Origin of the sequence: Dokdonia sp. R78006, from assembly GCF_042466145.1 — a bacterium.
Classification (GTDB): domain Bacteria; phylum Bacteroidota; class Bacteroidia; order Flavobacteriales; family Flavobacteriaceae; genus Dokdonia.
On sequence record NZ_JAXHBU010000001.1, the window covers coordinates 1,765,819 to 1,783,719 of the forward strand.

Below are 17,901 nucleotides of genomic sequence, written 5' to 3' on the forward strand. Positions count from 1 at the left end.
ATTACGGTTTTTTTATGCTTAATAATAAGTTGCTATCGCAATGTCATGATGGATTTATAGCCCTGCCGCATTATACAACTTAGCCTTTGCCGTAAGCTCCTTTACAGAAAGTGCATTTGCTTTAAGTCTTGCATCTATTAACTTTTGCTCGCGGGAGTTAATGAGGAATAGTGAACTTTCTCCTAGAAAAAATTTACGCTCCTCTCCTTTTACAAGGGCTTCATAATCTACCACAATCTCAGTAATGAGGTTGTTTTGTTCTAAAAGCGATGTAATCTCTGCCTCTGTGGCGTCAAGCTTATTTTTGATAGCTAGAGAAGTGGCTGTACGTTCAAACTCGGCGTCTTGTACTTTAAGCTTAGCAAGATTTAAATCTCCACGTTCCTTACGCAAGAAAATAGGAAAGCTTACATCTACAAAAGCCTTGTAATTTGCCGTATTAAAACCATCTAATCGATCTGCATCTGGTGATAGAAAATTGTATTGCAAGTTTACCTTAGGAAGCAACTTATTTTTCTTTAAAAATCGATCTACTTCTAAGCCATCTATTTTTGCGTCTAGACTTTTAAGCTTAGGGTGATTATTTAAAAAAACAGAGGTATCTGTAATCCCCACTAATAATAATGAAGCGTCTAGCACTGAAAGCTCTGGCTTTTCTGGGTACACGGTTTCTTGTATTTCTAGAGGAATACCATCTATCCATAAAAAATTACTAGCAATAAGACGTGCCTTCTGCGCGTTGAGTGACGCAGCTTCTAGGTCAAGTCTTCTTGTCTGAGCAGTGATTCTAGCTTCTGTGATATCTATCGCTGCTTTGTCACCTTCGGCTACGCTTCTTGTTACGGCATCTAGTCTGGTGGTAGCATTCTTCAAAAATGTATCATAAATGACTTTCTCATTTTCTGTTTCTACCCAGTCAAAATAAGCTAAGCTCGCCTCATAAATTAAGTTGTTTACGAGTAAGTCACGATCTGCGATGGTTTGCTGTTCAAAAAAGCGTGCTTTCTTTAACGTAGCCATACGTTCATTAATAAGAAGCCCTTGTGCCAGTGCAAAGGAAACTCCGGCGCTATATAATCCATCTTCTGGAACGGTAAGATTAGGGTTGAGAAACTCTCCTGTGTTTTCCTCAAAGCTTCCTTTTAACTCAATTCCGTACCAGGTAGGGATTTTAAAAGTAGCGTTAAGCTGATCAAAATATTCGGTGTCTTTAAATTTTTTACGGTCATAGTCTACCTCAATTTTTGGATCAAAACCTCCTCTTGCTTTAAGTAGATTTGCTTCTCCTGTGCTTAATACTAATTCTGCTTGTTTGATTAATGGATGATGTTGCTTTACATACCCTAAGTATTCCTCAAAAGAAATAGTTTGTGGAGAAGGTACAAGTGTTTGAGCTAGTCCCGCTTTCGCGAAAGCGTAACACAACATAAGTACTGTATATTTTATAAGTAACCTCATTTTTTCTCTTTTCTAGGAGTTAATGTGCCTTCTGGTAAATAGTAATCTGGTGGAAATCCGTTGAGTTGTCTCCATAACTCGTACCAGATAGGAACATCTTGTAGTAAGGCGATTGTTTGTGCTCCAGAGCCTACACGTACATTTTTTGGCCATGCTTCTGCTTCTTTATCTGGCGCGATAAGCACTCTAAATTTTCCATTAGTGCTAATGAATGTTTCTACAGCAACTACGGTTCCTCCATAGGTTCCGAAAGAGGCGTCTGGCCATCCACTAAAAACAATTGCCGGCCATCCGTCAAACTGGACACGTATTTTTTCTCCAGCGTGTATGAGTGGTAAGTCTATAGGTCTCACAAAAGTCTCCACAGCTAGGTCATAGTCGGCTGGCATGATTCCTACTAGTTGCTCTCCTTCTTTAAATGTTTCTCCTAGCCCTGCTTTAATCGCTTTATTTATGAATCCATTTTGAGGAGCCGTGATATACTGCAGCGCGCTACGCATCTCGTAGTTGGTGCTTGCATTTGCTAGTTTGCTCACTTGAGCTTCTGTGTCATATTGCGCACTAGATGCGCTAAACTTATCACTTTGTGCTTTGCTTATCTTCTCGGCATAGGTGGCACTTGTTCTAGTTATATCTATAGATGCGTTGAGTACATTGTTTTGACTCGCGAGTAGCTTGTTGTTTTGAGAGATTAGTTTTGCCTCTGTCTCTTGTAGTTTTAAGCGTTTATCCTCTACATCTGCTGTAGATTTTAAACCTTCTGCCTCTAGCGTAGCAGTACGTTCATATTGTTTTAAGGCAATATCACGATTAGTAGTCGCAGCAACAAGATCAATACTATCACTTTGCACCTTAAAACGAGCTTGCTTTAATTTGTTTTCTGCCTGTTGTAGTTTTAATCCACGTTCGCGCTGCAAAGCTCCTAGCTGATTTTCTAGCGCTATTACTTTAGATTTATAAGAACCTACCGCATTACTTTTTGCATCGCGTTGCTGTCTCGTACGTTCAGCAAGGAGAGGATCTTGATACTCATTTTTGATTTCAGAAATGCGTAGAATAGTATCTCCTTTTGCTACATAGTCTCCTTCTAGCACGTACCATTGTTCTACACGTCCAGGAATAGGAGACTGTATGGTTTGCGGTCTTTGATCTGGCGTTAAAGTGGTCACATATCCTTTGCCATTCACGTTTTGCGTCCATGGTAAGAAAAGTACAATAACACCTATGATAGCAAATGCTAGCAAAAATCTATTGAAGTATTTGTAGTGACGTGCTTTATACGCCTTTGTAAATGCAGAATACCCTTCTACATCTACCGTTTTATTAAGCTGATTATTAGATATGTTAAGCATCGCTTATTTGTTTTTTGAAATGATGTTACCTTTATCTAGCACTATATGTTGATTACACATCTCTTGCCAGTCTTTATTATTACTTGCTACTATAAGCGCCCATGGTCTCTCAGGACTTGCTAGATATGTCATGATCTCTCTAGCTTGTTTTCCTTCAAAGTGTTCTAGAGCATCCTTAAGTAATAATATCCTTGGGTTGTGTACAAAAGCTCTAGCTAGCAGTATGCGTTTAGAGATAGTGTGTGGTATTTTCTGTCCCTCTGGAAACAGTTTAGTTTGTAAACCATTAGGCTGCGTGCGCACAAATTCTTGCAGTCCTACTATTTTGATCACCTCATTTACACGAGTTGTAGAAACATCTGGATTACCAAAACTTATATTTTCAAGAATAGTCCCTTCAAAAGGGTTTTGCTCTGGTAGTACCTGGCCTATTTTTGATCTATAAGCATTAGGTCGCATTCCTTTGAAAGAGAAGTTGTTTACATAGATACCTCCAGAAGATGGCTGTATAACTCCAGAAAGTAACTTTAATAACGTGGTCTTACCAGATCCAGATAATCCTGTTATTAATATGCGATCATTATCTTTTACATTTAAGTCAATCTCATTAAGAATAGCGCCAGTTTCCTGAGTGCTATAGCTTACTTTATCCATCTGGATATCGATAGTATCGTTAATCTCAAAAGGATCTGAGCCGTCTTGTGGTTCCAGTTTTTTATCAACTACTTGCCCTATTTTTTCAAGAGAAGTAAGTACATCATAAAAACTTTCTAATCCAGAAATGAGTTTCTCGACAGAACTTATAACTAAAAGTATAATGATCTCAGCCGCTACAAACTGTCCTATATTCATTTGCTGGTTGAGAACTAGTAAACCACCTATGACTAAAAGCCCTGCCGTAACGAGTACCTTAAAACCTATCATCTGTATAAACTGTATCATCAATACTCTAAAGTGACTTTCACGCGCCTCTAGGTATGATTGTGTGAGCTTATTGTTGCGATTCATAGCAAGTGAAGTACGACCAGAAAGCTTAAAGCTTATAAGTGATCGCGCTATTTCTTGTAGCCAGTGTGCAACTTTATACTTACTCTTAGACTCTGCAAGGCTAGTTTCGAGCCCCTTCTTTGCTGTAAACTTGAATACTAAGTACACGAGTATCACAAGTAGAAAACCATAAATGATGAAGAATGGATGGTAAAAAGAAAGTAGTATTAACCCAAAGAGTATCTGCAGTATAGCCGCAGGAAAATCTAATAAGATTTTTGATAATCCTTTTTGCACGGTAAGTGTATCAAAAAAACGATTTGCCAGCTCTGGTGGGTAGTAATTGTCTAGTTCGCTCATTTTTAATTTAGGAAAGCGATACGCAAACTCAAAAGAAGAACGAGTGAAAATCTTTTGTTGTATGTTTTCAAGGATACGTACTTGCATTAATTGCAAGATTCCTTGAAAAGCTACTCCTAAGGTTACTAGTATAACAAGTACAATCCAAGAAGTACTCACCTGAGCACCCTGAATGAGGTTAATAATAGCTTGGATACCTAGTGGTAACGTAAGCGCTACAAGTCCAGCAAAAATTGCGTAAAATAAAATTTGTTTAATATCTCGTCTATCTAGTTCGAGCATATTTACAAATCGTTGCCAAGGTGTCATTTCTTTCATTGAAAAACGGTGTTTTTCACCTCCATAACAGAGATTTTTGTTTAAATAATATCTTAGTTGATGGCTTTAAAAACCATGTCTGTATAAAACTTTTCTATTGTATTCAATCCTTCTTCTACGTTAGTAAGCGCAGGAAGATGTTTTGAGAAATAACGTTGATGGTGTGCTCCTTCTATCACAGTAGAGATAAGCATGTGAGGAAATGCATACGCTGGGTTAATCTCAAGAACAATATCACTTATGCGTTGTACCACACGTTTATACGTTTTATAATACCCCTTTGCGTTTTCCTTGTCTACATCCTTTGTGTGGTATGCTTTTGACGACTCTGAGATAATAATACGATGTAGCAGCATCTCATTTACATAAGAAATTGCGCTATCTTGAGTAGCATCCTTAGTGATAAGCGCTAGTGCACTTTCAAGCTTTATCTCAGGGTTAGAAACGTTTGTAGTAGAGAATACAAGCTTATACTCTACCCAGCTCCAGTACCAGCTTGTAAGATAGACTAGTAAAGTGTGTTTACTATCAAAGTATCTGTAAATCGAACTTTCATTTGAGTTAATTGCTACACCTAGTTTCTTAAATGTAAATTTCTCAAAGCCCAGCTCATCAATCATTTCTATACTCTTGCTCACGATATTCCTGCCCAGTTCTGTAGTCTCGGGATTACGCGTATACAACGCTGGATCAATAGTAATTTGTACATGCAATTCTTCCATGCATCAAAGATATGATAGTAATACTATTATAATATAAAGTTTAACTATTTATTATGAAAATATAACTATCAAAAAAAGCCCTGAGAAGGGCTTTTGATTTTATGAAGTAACGCTTTCGCGAAAGCTAAACTTTAAAGAATGTTAGGCAAGGTTGATAAATACCTTGCTATCGTCTTCTCACTGAATTTACTGTACAAAGCATTAAGTTCCATTGGTGTGAGTTGGCTATAAATGCTTGGGTAATTAGTAGCTAAATACTTATTGAATTCCTGCTGCTCGTTAGACTTCCTGCTTGCTTTTCTAAAAATTTTGACCAATTCTTTTTTAGAGATTTGCTTCCCATCCACTTTATAAACTGATTTTGATTCTTTGCTTTTGGTTAAAAACTGTTTGTAACTAACGCTTTCGTCATCTATTACTTCTATGGTAAATGAAGATAAAGTGGTCGATGATCTAGAAGAAGATGTTAGCCTGTTTCCATTACTAGCGATGTAATCTTGTGAAAATGTTTGGCCAGTAATTAATATGGATAGGAGTGTGATGTATAGTGTTTTCATAGTAAATTTAATTTATAGCATAGTCTGTTAGTACTATTGTGATTAAAGATTGTACAAAGTTATCGTAAGGTTACCTGGTATAGTATGGACATACTTCCTAGCCTCTTGTACATTTTGTACATTGTCTTAATTTATATTTATGAAGCTCACATATACATCTATAAAAGAGGATAGCAAACTAGTGCTTACTGACTTTAATTGTGCGCCGTCGCAGCAATTGCTTTCAGACAAAGGAATGTATAAAGTGCTATGGGCAAAAGACGCTTCTAGGGATATTGTAATTGATGGATATACGCTTCGTTTAGAAAAAGGGCAGCTTATCTTTTGCACGCCACTCAATGTATTAGAGATTACACAGAGTGATGGACTACTAGCGCTAGTTTTTAATAGAGAATTTTACTGCATAAGAGAGCATGATGAGGAGGTTTCTTGTAACGGTTTTCTCTTTTATGGATCATCACAACCGCCAGTAATAACGTTGAGTGAGAAGGAACTCAAAAGTTATGATGCTATGTTTTTAATGATTCAAGAAGAGTTTGAGACACGAGATCATATACAAGGAGAGATGTTGCGAGTACTGCTCAAAAGGTTATTGATAACCTCTAGCAGGCATATTAAAAGCCAATTACCAGAACCAGAGATGCCTAGCAATCAGTTTGATTTAGTGAGGAAATATCATATTCTTGTAGAGCAACATTTTAGAACCTTGCACAAGGTCTCAGATTATGCAGAGCTACTCTTTAAATCGCCTAAAACGTTATCAAATCATTTTAAAAACATGGGTGATGCATCACCACTTAAAGTGATTAATGATCGAATCATTTTAGAAGCAAAACGTTTGCTTCTTTACTCAGATAAAAATGTAGAAGAAGTCTCTTATGACATTGGGTTTAACGATGCTGGGCACTTTTCAAAATTCTTTAAAAAGCACACGGGAGTCCCGCCAGGAACTTTTAAAAAGTCAAAAAGCCCACTATAAAGTGAGCTTTTAAACAAAACAATCAATCTAACTAGTATCACTACTATTTACTTGCTCAATAAGGTTACTGCAGGGAAATCTACAGGAATCTTTGTAGTATTATTAATGTAGTTTGAGATAGTTTTATCTCCTACTAATGAGATGGTATCTATAAGATTTTCCTTTGTCCATCCAGCGTTAAAAAAGTTTTCTAAAACCTCTTCACTCGTGTTACCACGATTTTCTGTGATGTTTTGTGATAGCTTAGCTAGTGCATCTAGCTTGGTGTCAAAAGAAGCTTTTCCAGCTCTCAACTCTAATATTTGCTCTGGTGTATAACCATTCATGCCAGCAATAACAGTGTGTGCAGAAAGGCAATACTCACAACCGTTAACCTCACTCACAGCTAGATTTACAACCTCTTTTTCCTTAGCCTTAAGGGAACTTGGCGCATTTGCAAAGTCTAGATAGTTTTTAAGAGCATTGTTTGAGTGTGCATATGTTGCATATAAGTTTGGTACAAAGCCCACTGCTTTTTTAAGATTATCAAAAATTCCTTGGTTAGTCTCGCTTACTTCTGCTCTTGTTGGTACGTTAAATGTGCTCATAATTTTAAATTTTTATAATTAGAATATTATTAGTGTGATGTATTTATATTTTTTCTGCGTCGCAGTAATAGTCATCGTTAAAGTTGGTCTCGCAATTAGTTTTAAAAAGTTGCTTTGAGACGCGATTTGTAGTATTTCTAAAAATCTCAATGAGATTAAAAATGGAGTTGGTTTTTGTTTTCATAATGTTGTTACTCTTTTGGTACACAACAATAGACGAGCAGTTACAAGCAACCTTATTGTGTATACTTCCTCGCTTATGGTATATTATTCCCTTCCTTATATTAAAAGAGTTTACTTAGGAGCGATTGGATATTTTGTATTTGCATTGTAGTATCCCGCTTTACATTGCAATTCCTCGCGTCTGGTCGTGCCAGACAGCTGCGGGATTTACATTGCAATCGGGGCTAGAGACTACTGCCATTGCATTACTGGGTAATTTATCGTGGTTCAATAATTATACAATTCTTAACTATAACGAGACTAGCTTTTGCATACCTTCAAGTAATAAATAATGTACTATGAAAATTAATTTTAAAGTATCACCAGATCACGTAAAAACTATCGAAAAGCTTCCAGGCGCTTGGAGTGTGGATGACTATAAGAAGCTTTTAGAGATTATGGATTATGGCGATACTACAGGTATGACGGATGCAGAGCTTGAAGAAATGGCGCTTCTTTCCCTATCTGATAATGAAACCAACGATGCTGCCGAAATCGTACTAGAATACCTTTTTAAAGACGAACTCAATAAAGGGCAAAGAGAAAACCTATCGCATGAGATGCTTAATGAGCATCCATGGGAAGAATACTCAGACCTGTCTATGCATGAAACATTTTTTAATGCAGGGCAAATTTTATACAAAGCCTACAATGGAAAGTTTCCGCACCCTAAAGCGATACATTTTAATGTTACTTTTAGTGTAAAGAGTAGTATGATGCTTGATGTATTTAATGAAGATACAGAAGAGCAAGTTATACGTATACTAGCTCAAGGAATGCCAGAAAACACACTTCTCAAAAGACTTTTTAAAGATGAGTTAGCACACGGAGGCTTAACTGATGCGGCAAATATTATCTGGCAACTTAAGAAAGTGTCACAAGAAGAAACGGCTATTACATTTGATGTACTAAGTTCAAACCGATGGTTTGAAGATATTAAATATGTGGAGGATTTTGAGGCAACTATTGACTTTGAACAAGAATAAATAGTACTTGCTATCTCAAACAGGAATTTTTTAAGAGGTGCTTATTAAAAGCTGCACATAAAAAAAGCTCTCAGTGTTCCTGAGAGCTTTTTTATTATTACATCATCCTTATCAGGATCTAATTTTTTGCTCCCATTTCCAGGCAGAAGCCATGGCCTCATCTAGCGAGCTTTCTGCTTTCCAGCCTAGTTCATTATTTGCTTTGTCTGTATCTGCATAAGCAGCTGTGACATCACCTTCTCGTTTATCTGCAATCTTATATTTAAGTGATTTTTCGGCTACTTTTTCATAAGAGTTGATCACTTCTAATACAGAGCTACCTGTGCCTGTGCCCACATTAAAAACTTCATAATTAGACTTGTTGTTTTCTTTAATGAGCCGTTCTAGCGCAATTACATGTGCCTTTGCAAGATCTACCACATGTATGTAGTCACGCACAGCAGTACCATCTGGAGTAGGGTAGTCATTACCAAAAACAGAAAGCTCCTCCCTTAGCCCTATTCCCGTTTGTGTGATAAAAGGAACTAGATTTGCAGGTACTCCTAGTGGTAATTCACCTATCTCTGCAGTAGGATGCGCTCCTATGGGATTAAAGTATCTTAAGGAGATAGCATTAAGCTGTGGTTGTATACTGCAAGTGTCACGTATAATTTCTTCGCCTACTTGTTTCGTGTTCCCATAAGGGGATGTCGCTGGTTTAACAGCTGCATTTTCTGTTATAGGTAATTCATCTGCCTGCCCGTATACAGTGCAAGAAGAGCTGAAAATAAATGAAGCCTTCTCCTTTTTTTGTAATTCTTGAAGGATGTAAATTAAGGTAACAAGATTGTTTTCATAGTATAATAAAGGTTCCTTTACGCTTTCACCCACCGCTTTTGATGCCGCAAAATGTATGACACCCACGATATCATTATGACGATTAAAAAAGTCTTGCACTTTTGACTTATCGCGAAGATCAAATTCTTCAAAAAGAGGAGTCATCCCCGTAATATTTGAGATACCCTTCAACACCTCTATAGATGAGTTTGAGCAATTATCAATAATGACCACATCGTGTCCAATTTGTTGAAGTTCAACAACTGTGTGTGACCCTATAAAACCTAGACCTCCTGTTACTAAAATTTTCATTCTATAACCTATTTAGATATCTGCTAAAGTAATTGATTTTGTCAGTCCTCTATTAACACTAAGTACTTAATGATGCCACTTTCCATTTTCGCGAAAGCGGATATTTACCATATTTAAAAAATGAGGTAGGTACTTAATACTAGTAATACGATTAATGCGCCTACGATGTATGCATATTTCCACGGAGTAGTATCTATCGCTTCTGTTTGCTTAGGTACGTAAATATCTGTTTTAGGTTTTATAGCGCCTACTATGAGCATGATAATTACATTCACCACAAATAAAATTCCCATAATATGTAAAAAATGAGGGAATGCCTCCGCTTTTATGATTGCGAGTTGTGCAGCATCTGTTATGCCATTTGCATCTGCCTCTGCAAGGGCAGTTGCTTGATAGCTAGGTCTCATAAATATGGTACATACGTACATAATTACACCAGCTATTAAAACAATTTTTGCACCGATTGCGGGCACTTTTTTTGTTACAATACCTACAAGTACTACTGCAAGAATAGGAACACTAAGACTTCCTAAGGCTTGCTGGATGTAATCAAATAACCCTGCAGGTGCATTTGCAATAAACGGGGCAATTATCATTGCGATAATAGCAACAACAACTCCAAAAAGCTTTCCAGCCTTTACCGCTTTATGCTCTGAAGCATCGCGGTTAAAGAATTTTTTATACAGATCAAACCCAAATAGCGTTGCACTACTATTTAATAAACTATTAAAAGAACTAAGTACAGCTCCAAATAAAACAGCCGCAAAAAAACCAACAAGCGCTGGAGGTAGCACCTCTTTTACAAGTTCTGGATAAGCTTTATCTGCAGAGCTTAAATCCCCTTCAAACAGGTGCCAAGCTATGATACCTGGTAATACTACAATCACTGGTATTAAAAACTTTACAAAGGCCGCTAGCATCATCCCTTTTTGCCCTTCTTTAAGGCTTTTTGCTCCAAAAACACGTTGTAAAATAGCTTGATTTGTTCCCCAGTAATACATCTGCGCAATCATCATACCTGTAAAAATAGTCCCTACAGGAATAGATGATGTTACATCTCCAGTTACATCAAATTTATCTTGATTTTCTGTCCATAACTCGTTCAGACCAGCACCTACACTACCATCACCTATCATTTTGAGACCAAAATATGGGATTAGTAATCCTCCTATTAAGAGACCAACGGCATTTACTAAGTCTGATACGGCTACTGCCTTGAGACCTCCAAAAATCGCATATATAATTCCTATAACACCTATTGTCCACACACAAAGCCAGATTACTGCTCCCTCAGACATACCTAGTAAAGTAGGTAAGTCAAACATAGTGCTGAAGGCGAGCGATCCAGAGTAGAGGATAGTAGGCAGTAATACGATACTAAAAGCGATAAGAAATAATACAGAGAGAATAGCTTTTGTATTTTCATCAAAGCGTTCTTCTATAAATTCTGGAATCGTGGTGATTCCTTTGTGCATATATTTAGGTAGAAAATAAACTGCTGTAATTACCATTGCAATTGCTGCGAGTGTTTCCCATGCCATTACAAGTATTCCTTCTGAGAAAGCTTGACCGTTAAGTCCAACAATTTGCTCTGCAGAGAGGTTTGTAAGTAATAATGATCCTGCAATTGTGAGTGCGCCTAGACTTCTACCACCTAGGTAATAACCGTCTGCACTTTTTTCATCAGTACCACGTGTTTTCCACCAAGCGTATCCCGCTACAAGTAATGTAAATCCAAGAAATGAAATGAGTCCCATGTAATTAGGTATTTATTAGTATAGCGTGTAAAATATGACTTTTTAATATAATATTATGAGTTCTATTACGAACCTTTTTACGATATCGTTTTCGCTAGTGTCTTAGTATGAAATATTTTTTTTAGAGTTTGTGTTACTCAAATTCTTCCTCATAATATTCACTAGCATCCTTTAAGAGAATATGGAGATATTCATTTTCCTGCAATACTCTCTTTTCATCCCAACCTAAATATCGTATCATATCCTCTTGAACGAGGTCACGGTATTGATGCACAGAGTATATATCAAAATATAATCTACCTGTACGTCGCACAAAAAAGTCAGCTAGGCTGTTTGTCATCTCATGATGGATGCTGTACCAAACTTCTGCACGTATTAAGCGCTCCTCTGGATTTTCATTTAAGAAATAACTCATCTTATCAATGATGGTATTGCTTTGCTTCCCATACGTAGTTGCTAGGTACCAACTTTGATATTCATTTACAATACCTATATGTTCAAGACGCTTTTTAATCTCTTGTTGGTAAATATCTACTTCTACCGTGTTTTTTAAAGGCTCAGAGGTAAGCGGTATTTTTTCTGTGTATGATTTTACGAGGTGTGCTTTCTTCTTCTCTGGCACATCTTTAAGAACGCGATCTATAACTCGCTGTGCCATTTTACGATATCCAGTAAGTTTGCCGCCAGCAATAGAAATCAACCCTGTGTCAGATACAAAAATCTCATCTTTACGACTCAATTCGGAAGGGTCTTTTCCATCTTCATGTATAAGAGGTCTTAGTCCAGCCCAGTTAGACTCTATATCGTCTATCGTAAGATTTACACTTGGGAACATATTATTAGTCGCATCAAGTAAATAGGTTGCATCATCTTGAGTAGCTACAACTCGGTTGAGGTTTCCGCTATAGTTCGTATCTGTCGTTCCTACGTAGGTCGATCTACCGCGAGGGATGGCAAAAATCATACGACCATCCGGCACATCAAAATAAATAGATTGAGTTAATGGAAAACGCTCTCTAGAAAATACAATGTGCACTCCTTTTGTAAGGTGTAAATACTTGTTATTCATGGAGTGGTCTTTCTTCCTTAAAAGATCAACCCAAGGTCCTGCAGCAGATATGTAGTGCTGTGATTTTAGTTTAAAATTCCTTTGTGTATTGTGGTCGTAACATTGTAAGCTTTTTATTTTTCCTTGCTCATCATATTTAAAGGTTTTCATCTCGCAATAGTTAATAATAGTAGCGCCAAAACTGGCTGCCTTCTTTAATAACTCTACGGTAAGTCGTGCATCATCTGTGCGATACTCTGCATAATAGCCACCACCTATTAATTGGTCTTTGTTAAGTAAAGGTTCTCTAGTAGCAGTTTCTTCTCCACTTAACATTTTACGTTTATCATCACCTTCTACATTTGCAAGAAAGTCATAAACCTTTAAGCCTATTGCCGTCATCATTTTGCCATAGGTGCCACCTTCTATAAGTGGAAGTAGCATTTTTTCTGGAACAACAAGGTGAGGAGCAAGGGTATGCAATATTGCTCGTTCACTTCCCGACTCTTGTACTAAGCCTATTTCCATTTGCTTAAGGTAACGCAGTCCACCATGAATAAGCTTTGTAGATTTATTACTTGTTCCAGAAGCAAAATCATTCTTTTCTATAAGACATACATTCATACCACGAGACGAAGCGTCAAGTGCAATTCCAGCTCCAGTAACACCACCACCTATAACAATAAGATCAAATTTTTCTTTTTGTGCACGAGCTATCTGGCGCTGTCTGTCAAGTACAGAGAAGCGCATCGGGATATCTTCTTGGGTTGTGAGCATCTGGTTTGTAGTGCTCTTTGTGCGTGCTACGACATTTTTCCAGCCGGTATATTTCTTGTTTCGTTCATATTCAGTGATTGTTGGTTCAAAAATGGAATCTACTTGACGTATTTTAGAAATATCTTTTTTGTTCCAAATCCCTGCTTGAATTCCAGCTAAAAATGCAGCTCCTAGTGCAGTAACTTCTAGCATCTCTGGACGATCTACAGCTATGTTAAGAATGTCTGATTGAAATTGCATGAGGTAATTATTTGCAGTGGCCCCGCCATCTACTCGTAGCGCTTCCATTTGCTTGCCAGAATCTTCAATCATTGCATCTAGAACATCTCGTGTTTGATAGGCAATCGCATCTACCGTAGCTTTGATAATATCTTCTTTGCCTGAGTCTAGTGTTAATCCATAAATAGCTCCTTTTGCATCCATGTCCCAGTAAGGTGCTCCTAATCCTGCAAAAGCAGGAACTACGTATAAATCATCTGTAGCTGCTGTATTCATACAGATATCTTCTGTGTCTCTTGCATGATCTATGAGGTCAAGTTTATCCCGTAACCATTGTACAGATGCGCCTCCCGCAAATATGGAACCTTCTAGAGCATATTTAACTTTGCCACCAGGTAAGCTAGCACATAAAGTGGTAAGCAGTCCATTTTTTGAGGTAACAGGTTTTTTTCCAGTATTCATAAGTAGGAAGCAACCGGTACCGTAGGTGTTTTTAGCTATTCCAGATTTGTAACCTCCTTGTCCAAAAAGCGAAGCCTGTTGATCTCCAGCAACTCCACAAATAGGAATGCTGTGGCCGTCTAGTATGATGTTTCCAAAATCTGAGGCGCTATGTTGAACCTTAGGTAACATAGACGCTGGAATGTTTAATGCCTTGAGCATCTTTTCATCCCATTTGAGGTCTATAATATTGTAGAGTAGCGTTCGGCTGGCATTAGAGTGATCTGTTGCATGTACAGTACCATTGGTGAATTTCCAAATAAGCCAAGTGTCTATAGTTCCAAAAAGTAAGTCGCCTTGTTGCGCTTTCGCGAAAGCGTTATCTACATTATCTAAGATCCACTTGACCTTAGTTCCAGAGAAGTAGGAGTCTATAATCAGTCCCGTATTCTTATTTACATATTCTTCTAGATCTTGAGATTTTAATTGTTCACAAATCTCTTTAGTGCGCTTATCCAGCCATACAATAGCATTGTAGACAGGTTTTCCAGTATGCTTATCCCAGACTACGGTAGTCTCTCTCTGGTTAGTAATACCTATCGCAGCAATCTCATCGATAAATATGTCAGACGTTTCGATAACCTCTTTGAAGGTCGCTTGCTGTGCTTCAAAAATCTCTATAGGATCGTGTTCTACCCAGCCGTGTTGCGGGTAATGTTGCTTTAGTTCCTTTTGGGCAATGTTTTTTATGGTTCCTTGATGGTCAAATATGATAGCTCTAGTACTCGTTGTGCCTTGATCAAATGCAATAATATATTTCTTTTCCATAGAGAGAAGCTTCATTAATGAAGTCGCCTAAAGTTAAGAATTACATCTTTAATTGATCTAGAGTTAATATTTAGAAAATCAAAAGTTATCTCTATTGAGAATCTTTGGGGTTAATTTTCTAAGAGATTTAATATTCGCTCCATTTTCATTCCTCTAGAACCCTTTATAAGTACGGTTGCGCCGGTTGGAATTTGGTTTGAGTACGCTTTCGCGAAAGCGTTATAATCTTCATAAGTCTCTTGGTTCACATGAGGTACCGAAGTGCCGAAATCTGGACCTATTGCATACACTTGGTCAATACTAAGGTGATGCGCTAAATCTAACATCGCTTGATGTTCTGCTTTTGAGGTGACACCTACTTCAAACATATTACCTATGAACGCAATGGTCTTAGTGTTTGTAGCCTTTAAATTTTCTAGGGCTGCCGCTATGCTCGTAGGGTTTGCATTATATGCGTCTAGAATTATGCTATAAGAATCTTTCTTTATGATTTGAGAGCGATTATTTGCAGGTATGTATTTTTCAACTCCTGACTTAACCTGATCAACAGACAGGTCAAAATAAGTGCCTATCGCAATGGCAACAGCAATATTTGTATAGTTATAGATGCCTATGAGTTGGCTATTGATAGTGGTTTCCTTAAACGATAGTTTGAGATTCTCAGACCCATCTATTAAGCTGATAGGGTAGTTACTTTCTGTAGAGCCAAATGTTTGTAAAGTAATGCCAGTAGCTTTTTCCACTTGTAGCTTGTCTGTGTCGTTTATAAAGGCCATTTCCATATTAACTCTAAGGTAATTATAAAGTTCACTTTTTCCTTTTATAACACCTTCAAACCCTCCAAAACCTTCAAGGTGTGCCTTTCCAAAGTTTGTGATATACCCAAAGTTAGGTTGGGCAATCTCACATAGCATTGCAATTTCGCCTTGATGATTTGCACCCATTTCTACAATACCTATCTCTGTAGTCGTATCCATAGATAAGAGGGTAAGTGGTACTCCAATGTGGTTGTTAAGGTTTCCTCTAGTAGCTACAGTTACATACTTTTCAGAAAGGACTGCGTTTATAAGCTCTTTTGTAGTGGTTTTTCCATTGCTTCCAGTAAGACCTATTATAGGTAGGTTAAGATAATTGCGGTGGTAGTTTGCTAGTTGCTGCAATGTTTTAAGAGCGTTATCTACCAGCACAGTATAATCGTCTTCATATTCTTTTTCATCAATCACTGCGAGCCTAGCGCCATCTAGTAATGCTTGTTTTGCAAACTTATTACCATTAAAATTATCTCCTTTTAAAGAGATGTAAATCTGATTTTTTTGTAAAGATCTTGTGTCAGTACAAACTCCGTTACTGTTTAAAAAATGGAAGTGTAGCTCTGCAATGGTCATAATGATAGTGAAATTTTAATATGAAAAAAGCCCTCGTAAGAGGGCTTTTAAAAATACTGTAAAAAGAGAATGTTATCTAGCTCTTTTTCCTTTTTTAGATTTTGAGCCCACTCTTGACATAGCGCAACGGAAACCAATATCGTCTGACGCCATTCCTTGTGGAAGGAATCTTCTTTGTGCTGGATCTAACCAGTATGCTCTATCTCTCCAAGAACCTCCTTTGTAAACACGTACTTCGTCATTTACTAAAGATGTTCTATTGTTAGACTCATCATAACGACGGTCCATTTTTCCTGCGCTGTCTCTCTCTACTTTATGTTGAGGAGCGTTATACATGTTCTTTCCAGAATCTGGATTATCTACATCTTCATTAAAAGATTCAAAATATCTTGTAGATCTTCTATCTCCATCTCTAAAGTTACGGTTGTCACTTGTAGAGAATTGTGTTCTTAAATAAGTCTCATCTTCGTCTACAGGTACTTGAAGGATCTCTCCTGGTAAGTCTCTAGCGATAATGCTTCCATTTGCTAGTGTGTCATATACGATAGAATCTACAGTAACGATTTTTACTTTACCATCTTCTCCTATAGCGTTCTTTGTATATACGTTACCTCTGTAGTAGTTAAAGTCGTTGAACTCATCATCTACAATAGGACGATAAACATCTGCAACCCACTCAGAAACGTTTCCAGCCATGTCGTAAACGCCAAAATCGTTAGGTTCATAGCTCTTTACTTCTGCAGTAATATCTGCATTATCATCAGACCATCCAGCGATACCACCGTAATCTCCATCTGCTTGTTTAAAGTTTGCTAAATGATCTCCACGTGTACGACGATCTGAAGATCTTGTGTAAGAACCATCCCAAGGATATTTCTTACGACCACGGTATACATTGTAGCTTCTTAATTCTGTAAGACCAAGAGCTGCATATTCCCACTCTGCCTCTGTAGGGAGTCTGTACTTAGGAAGAAGTATTCCGTCTGTACGTTGTATAAAAATATTTGTACTATCATTTTGCTTCATACGACGCTCACTAGAACGACCACCTCTTGCAAGGCTATCACTTCCACCATACGTAAGTGTAGGGGCATTTAAATAAGTTTCTGTATCAAAAGTAGAACCAGCATCTACATCAAAACGAGCACCTCTTGCTGTATAACCTTGTTCTTCTAGAATAAGTTCATTTACTCTGTTTGATCTCCAGTTTGCATATTCTACAGCTTGTATCCAGCTCACACCTACCACAGGGTAGTTTGCATATGCTGGGTGACGAAGGTAATTTTCTGTCATAGTTTCATTAAAACCAAGACGATTTCTCCATACTAACGTATCAGGTAGTGCACCTTTGTATATGTTACGGTAATTTTCTTCTTCTGGAGGAAATACTTTCTTTAAGTAATCTAGGTATTCTAGATACATGCCGTTAGTAACCTCAGTTTCATCTATGTAAAAAGATTGAACGTGTTGCTGGTTTGGAGAGTTATTCCAATCATGCATTACATCATCTTGTACCTTACCCATAGTAAAAGTACCTCCTTCTACAAACACAAGACCAGGTCCAGTGGCCTGTTCTTCATAGTCTGTTTTAAGCTTAAAACCTCCGTTTTTACCGTCGACTTTCCAGCCAGTTCCTCTAGAACTGTCTTTGTAATCGTTTGATTTGCTACAACTTGCGACTGTAATCGAAATCACGGCAAGTGCCAGCATTTTTAATGCAAAGTGTAGTTTCATAGGTAATTATGTTCAATGTATTTGGGGTTGCAAGATAGTAATAACTCGTTAAATTG

The 17,901-nt window shown here is 37.5% G+C and carries 13 protein-coding genes; 2 read left to right on the forward strand and 11 right to left on the reverse strand.

The genetic code is table 11. The features are described 5' to 3' along the window. Positions 1 to 54: 54 nt before the first annotated feature. The 5 genes from SJY37_RS07920 to SJY37_RS07940 form a co-directional block, all read right to left on the reverse strand. Positions 55 to 1,458, reverse strand: coding sequence for a TolC family protein (locus tag SJY37_RS07920; protein ID WP_298326936.1), 1,404 nt, complete (start codon positions 1,456 to 1,458; stop codon positions 55 to 57). Beyond that, positions 1,455 to 2,810 carry an HlyD family secretion protein gene (locus SJY37_RS07925; protein ID WP_379952958.1) on the reverse strand — a complete coding sequence of 452 codons (1,356 nt, stop codon included), beginning with the start codon at positions 2,808 to 2,810 and terminating at the stop codon, positions 1,455 to 1,457. Before SJY37_RS07925 ends, SJY37_RS07920 begins: the two co-directional genes overlap by 4 nt. Before the next feature lie 3 nt (positions 2,811 to 2,813). Beyond that, complete coding sequence (locus SJY37_RS07930) at positions 2,814 to 4,475, reverse strand: peptidase domain-containing ABC transporter (protein WP_298326929.1); 1,662 nt, start codon at positions 4,473 to 4,475, stop codon at positions 2,814 to 2,816. Between the two features lie 53 nt (positions 4,476 to 4,528). Then, on the reverse strand, positions 4,529 to 5,197 hold the full coding sequence (locus SJY37_RS07935; RefSeq protein WP_298326927.1) for a TetR/AcrR family transcriptional regulator: 669 nt from the start codon (positions 5,195 to 5,197) through the stop codon (positions 4,529 to 4,531). Positions 5,198 to 5,328: 131 nt separating this feature from the next. Next, complete coding sequence (locus SJY37_RS07940; RefSeq protein WP_298326925.1) at positions 5,329 to 5,754, reverse strand: hypothetical protein; 426 nt, start codon at positions 5,752 to 5,754, stop codon at positions 5,329 to 5,331. Between the two features lie 139 nt (positions 5,755 to 5,893). Here SJY37_RS07940 and SJY37_RS07945 point away from each other — a divergent pair, with 139 nt between their 5' ends. After that, positions 5,894 to 6,733, forward strand: a complete 840-nt coding sequence (locus SJY37_RS07945; RefSeq protein ID WP_298326922.1) for an AraC family transcriptional regulator — start codon at positions 5,894 to 5,896, stop codon at positions 6,731 to 6,733. 47 nt (positions 6,734 to 6,780) lie between these two features. On the opposite strand, the gene SJY37_RS07950 is transcribed toward SJY37_RS07945, so the two are convergent. Beyond that, the gene (locus SJY37_RS07950) at positions 6,781 to 7,320 is read right to left on the reverse strand and encodes a carboxymuconolactone decarboxylase family protein (protein WP_379952959.1); all 540 of its coding nucleotides are present in this window, start codon (positions 7,318 to 7,320) and stop codon (positions 6,781 to 6,783) included. A gap of 521 nt (positions 7,321 to 7,841) precedes the next feature. Between SJY37_RS07950 and SJY37_RS07955 the strand changes: the two genes are divergently transcribed. Beyond that, positions 7,842 to 8,528, forward strand: coding sequence for a hypothetical protein (locus SJY37_RS07955; protein ID WP_298326918.1), 687 nt, complete (start codon positions 7,842 to 7,844; stop codon positions 8,526 to 8,528). A gap of 111 nt (positions 8,529 to 8,639) precedes the next feature. Here the strand turns inward: SJY37_RS07955 and galE are convergent, their stop codons facing one another. The 5 genes from galE to gldJ all read right to left on the reverse strand — a co-directional run bounded on the left by galE (position 8,640) and on the right by gldJ (position 17,845). After that, a complete protein-coding gene (galE, locus tag SJY37_RS07960; protein ID WP_298326916.1) occupies positions 8,640 to 9,656 on the reverse strand; it encodes a UDP-glucose 4-epimerase GalE in 1,017 nt (338 codons plus the stop codon). Between the two features lie 113 nt (positions 9,657 to 9,769). Then, positions 9,770 to 11,413: a solute:sodium symporter family transporter gene (locus SJY37_RS07965; RefSeq protein ID WP_298326913.1), complete on the reverse strand. Its 1,644-nt coding sequence runs from the start codon at positions 11,411 to 11,413 to the stop codon at positions 9,770 to 9,772. Positions 11,414 to 11,546: 133 nt separating this feature from the next. Next, the gene (gene glpK, locus SJY37_RS07970) at positions 11,547 to 14,726 is read right to left on the reverse strand and encodes a glycerol kinase GlpK (protein WP_379952960.1); all 3,180 of its coding nucleotides are present in this window, start codon (positions 14,724 to 14,726) and stop codon (positions 11,547 to 11,549) included. A 110-nt stretch (positions 14,727 to 14,836) separates the two neighbouring features. After that, entirely contained in the window at positions 14,837 to 16,111 is a 1,275-nt protein-coding gene (gene murF / locus SJY37_RS07975) for a UDP-N-acetylmuramoyl-tripeptide--D-alanyl-D-alanine ligase (RefSeq protein ID WP_298326907.1), read from the reverse strand. A gap of 72 nt (positions 16,112 to 16,183) precedes the next feature. After that, positions 16,184 to 17,845, reverse strand: coding sequence for a gliding motility lipoprotein GldJ (gene gldJ / locus SJY37_RS07980; protein ID WP_298326904.1), 1,662 nt, complete (start codon positions 17,843 to 17,845; stop codon positions 16,184 to 16,186). Positions 17,846 to 17,901 lie beyond the last annotated feature (56 nt).

Bases quoted from the DNA above. Each gene is read 5' to 3' on its own strand.
- SJY37_RS07940 (WP_298326925.1), bottom strand. From the start codon at position 5,754: ATGAAAACACTATACATCACACTCCTATCCATATTAATTACTGGCCAA.
- SJY37_RS07930 (WP_298326929.1), bottom strand. From the start codon at position 4,475: ATGAAAGAAATGACACCTTGGCAACGATTTGTAAATATGCTCGAACTA.
- murF (WP_298326907.1), bottom strand. From the start codon at position 16,111: ATGACCATTGCAGAGCTACACTTCCATTTTTTAAACAGTAACGGAGTT.
- gldJ (WP_298326904.1), bottom strand. From the start codon at position 17,845: ATGAAACTACACTTTGCATTAAAAATGCTGGCACTTGCCGTGATTTCG.
- SJY37_RS07925 (WP_379952958.1), bottom strand. From the start codon at position 2,810: ATGCTTAACATATCTAATAATCAGCTTAATAAAACGGTAGATGTAGAA.
- SJY37_RS07965 (WP_298326913.1), bottom strand. From the start codon at position 11,413: ATGGGACTCATTTCATTTCTTGGATTTACATTACTTGTAGCGGGATAC.
- glpK (WP_379952960.1), bottom strand. From the start codon at position 14,726: ATGGAAAAGAAATATATTATTGCATTTGATCAAGGCACAACGAGTACT.
- SJY37_RS07945 (WP_298326922.1), top strand. From the start codon at position 5,894: ATGAAGCTCACATATACATCTATAAAAGAGGATAGCAAACTAGTGCTT.
- SJY37_RS07920 (WP_298326936.1), bottom strand. From the start codon at position 1,458: ATGAGGTTACTTATAAAATATACAGTACTTATGTTGTGTTACGCTTTC.
- SJY37_RS07950 (WP_379952959.1), bottom strand. From the start codon at position 7,320: ATGAGCACATTTAACGTACCAACAAGAGCAGAAGTAAGCGAGACTAAC.
- SJY37_RS07955 (WP_298326918.1), top strand. From the start codon at position 7,842: ATGAAAATTAATTTTAAAGTATCACCAGATCACGTAAAAACTATCGAA.
- SJY37_RS07935 (WP_298326927.1), bottom strand. From the start codon at position 5,197: ATGGAAGAATTGCATGTACAAATTACTATTGATCCAGCGTTGTATACG.
- galE (WP_298326916.1), bottom strand. From the start codon at position 9,656: ATGAAAATTTTAGTAACAGGAGGTCTAGGTTTTATAGGGTCACACACA.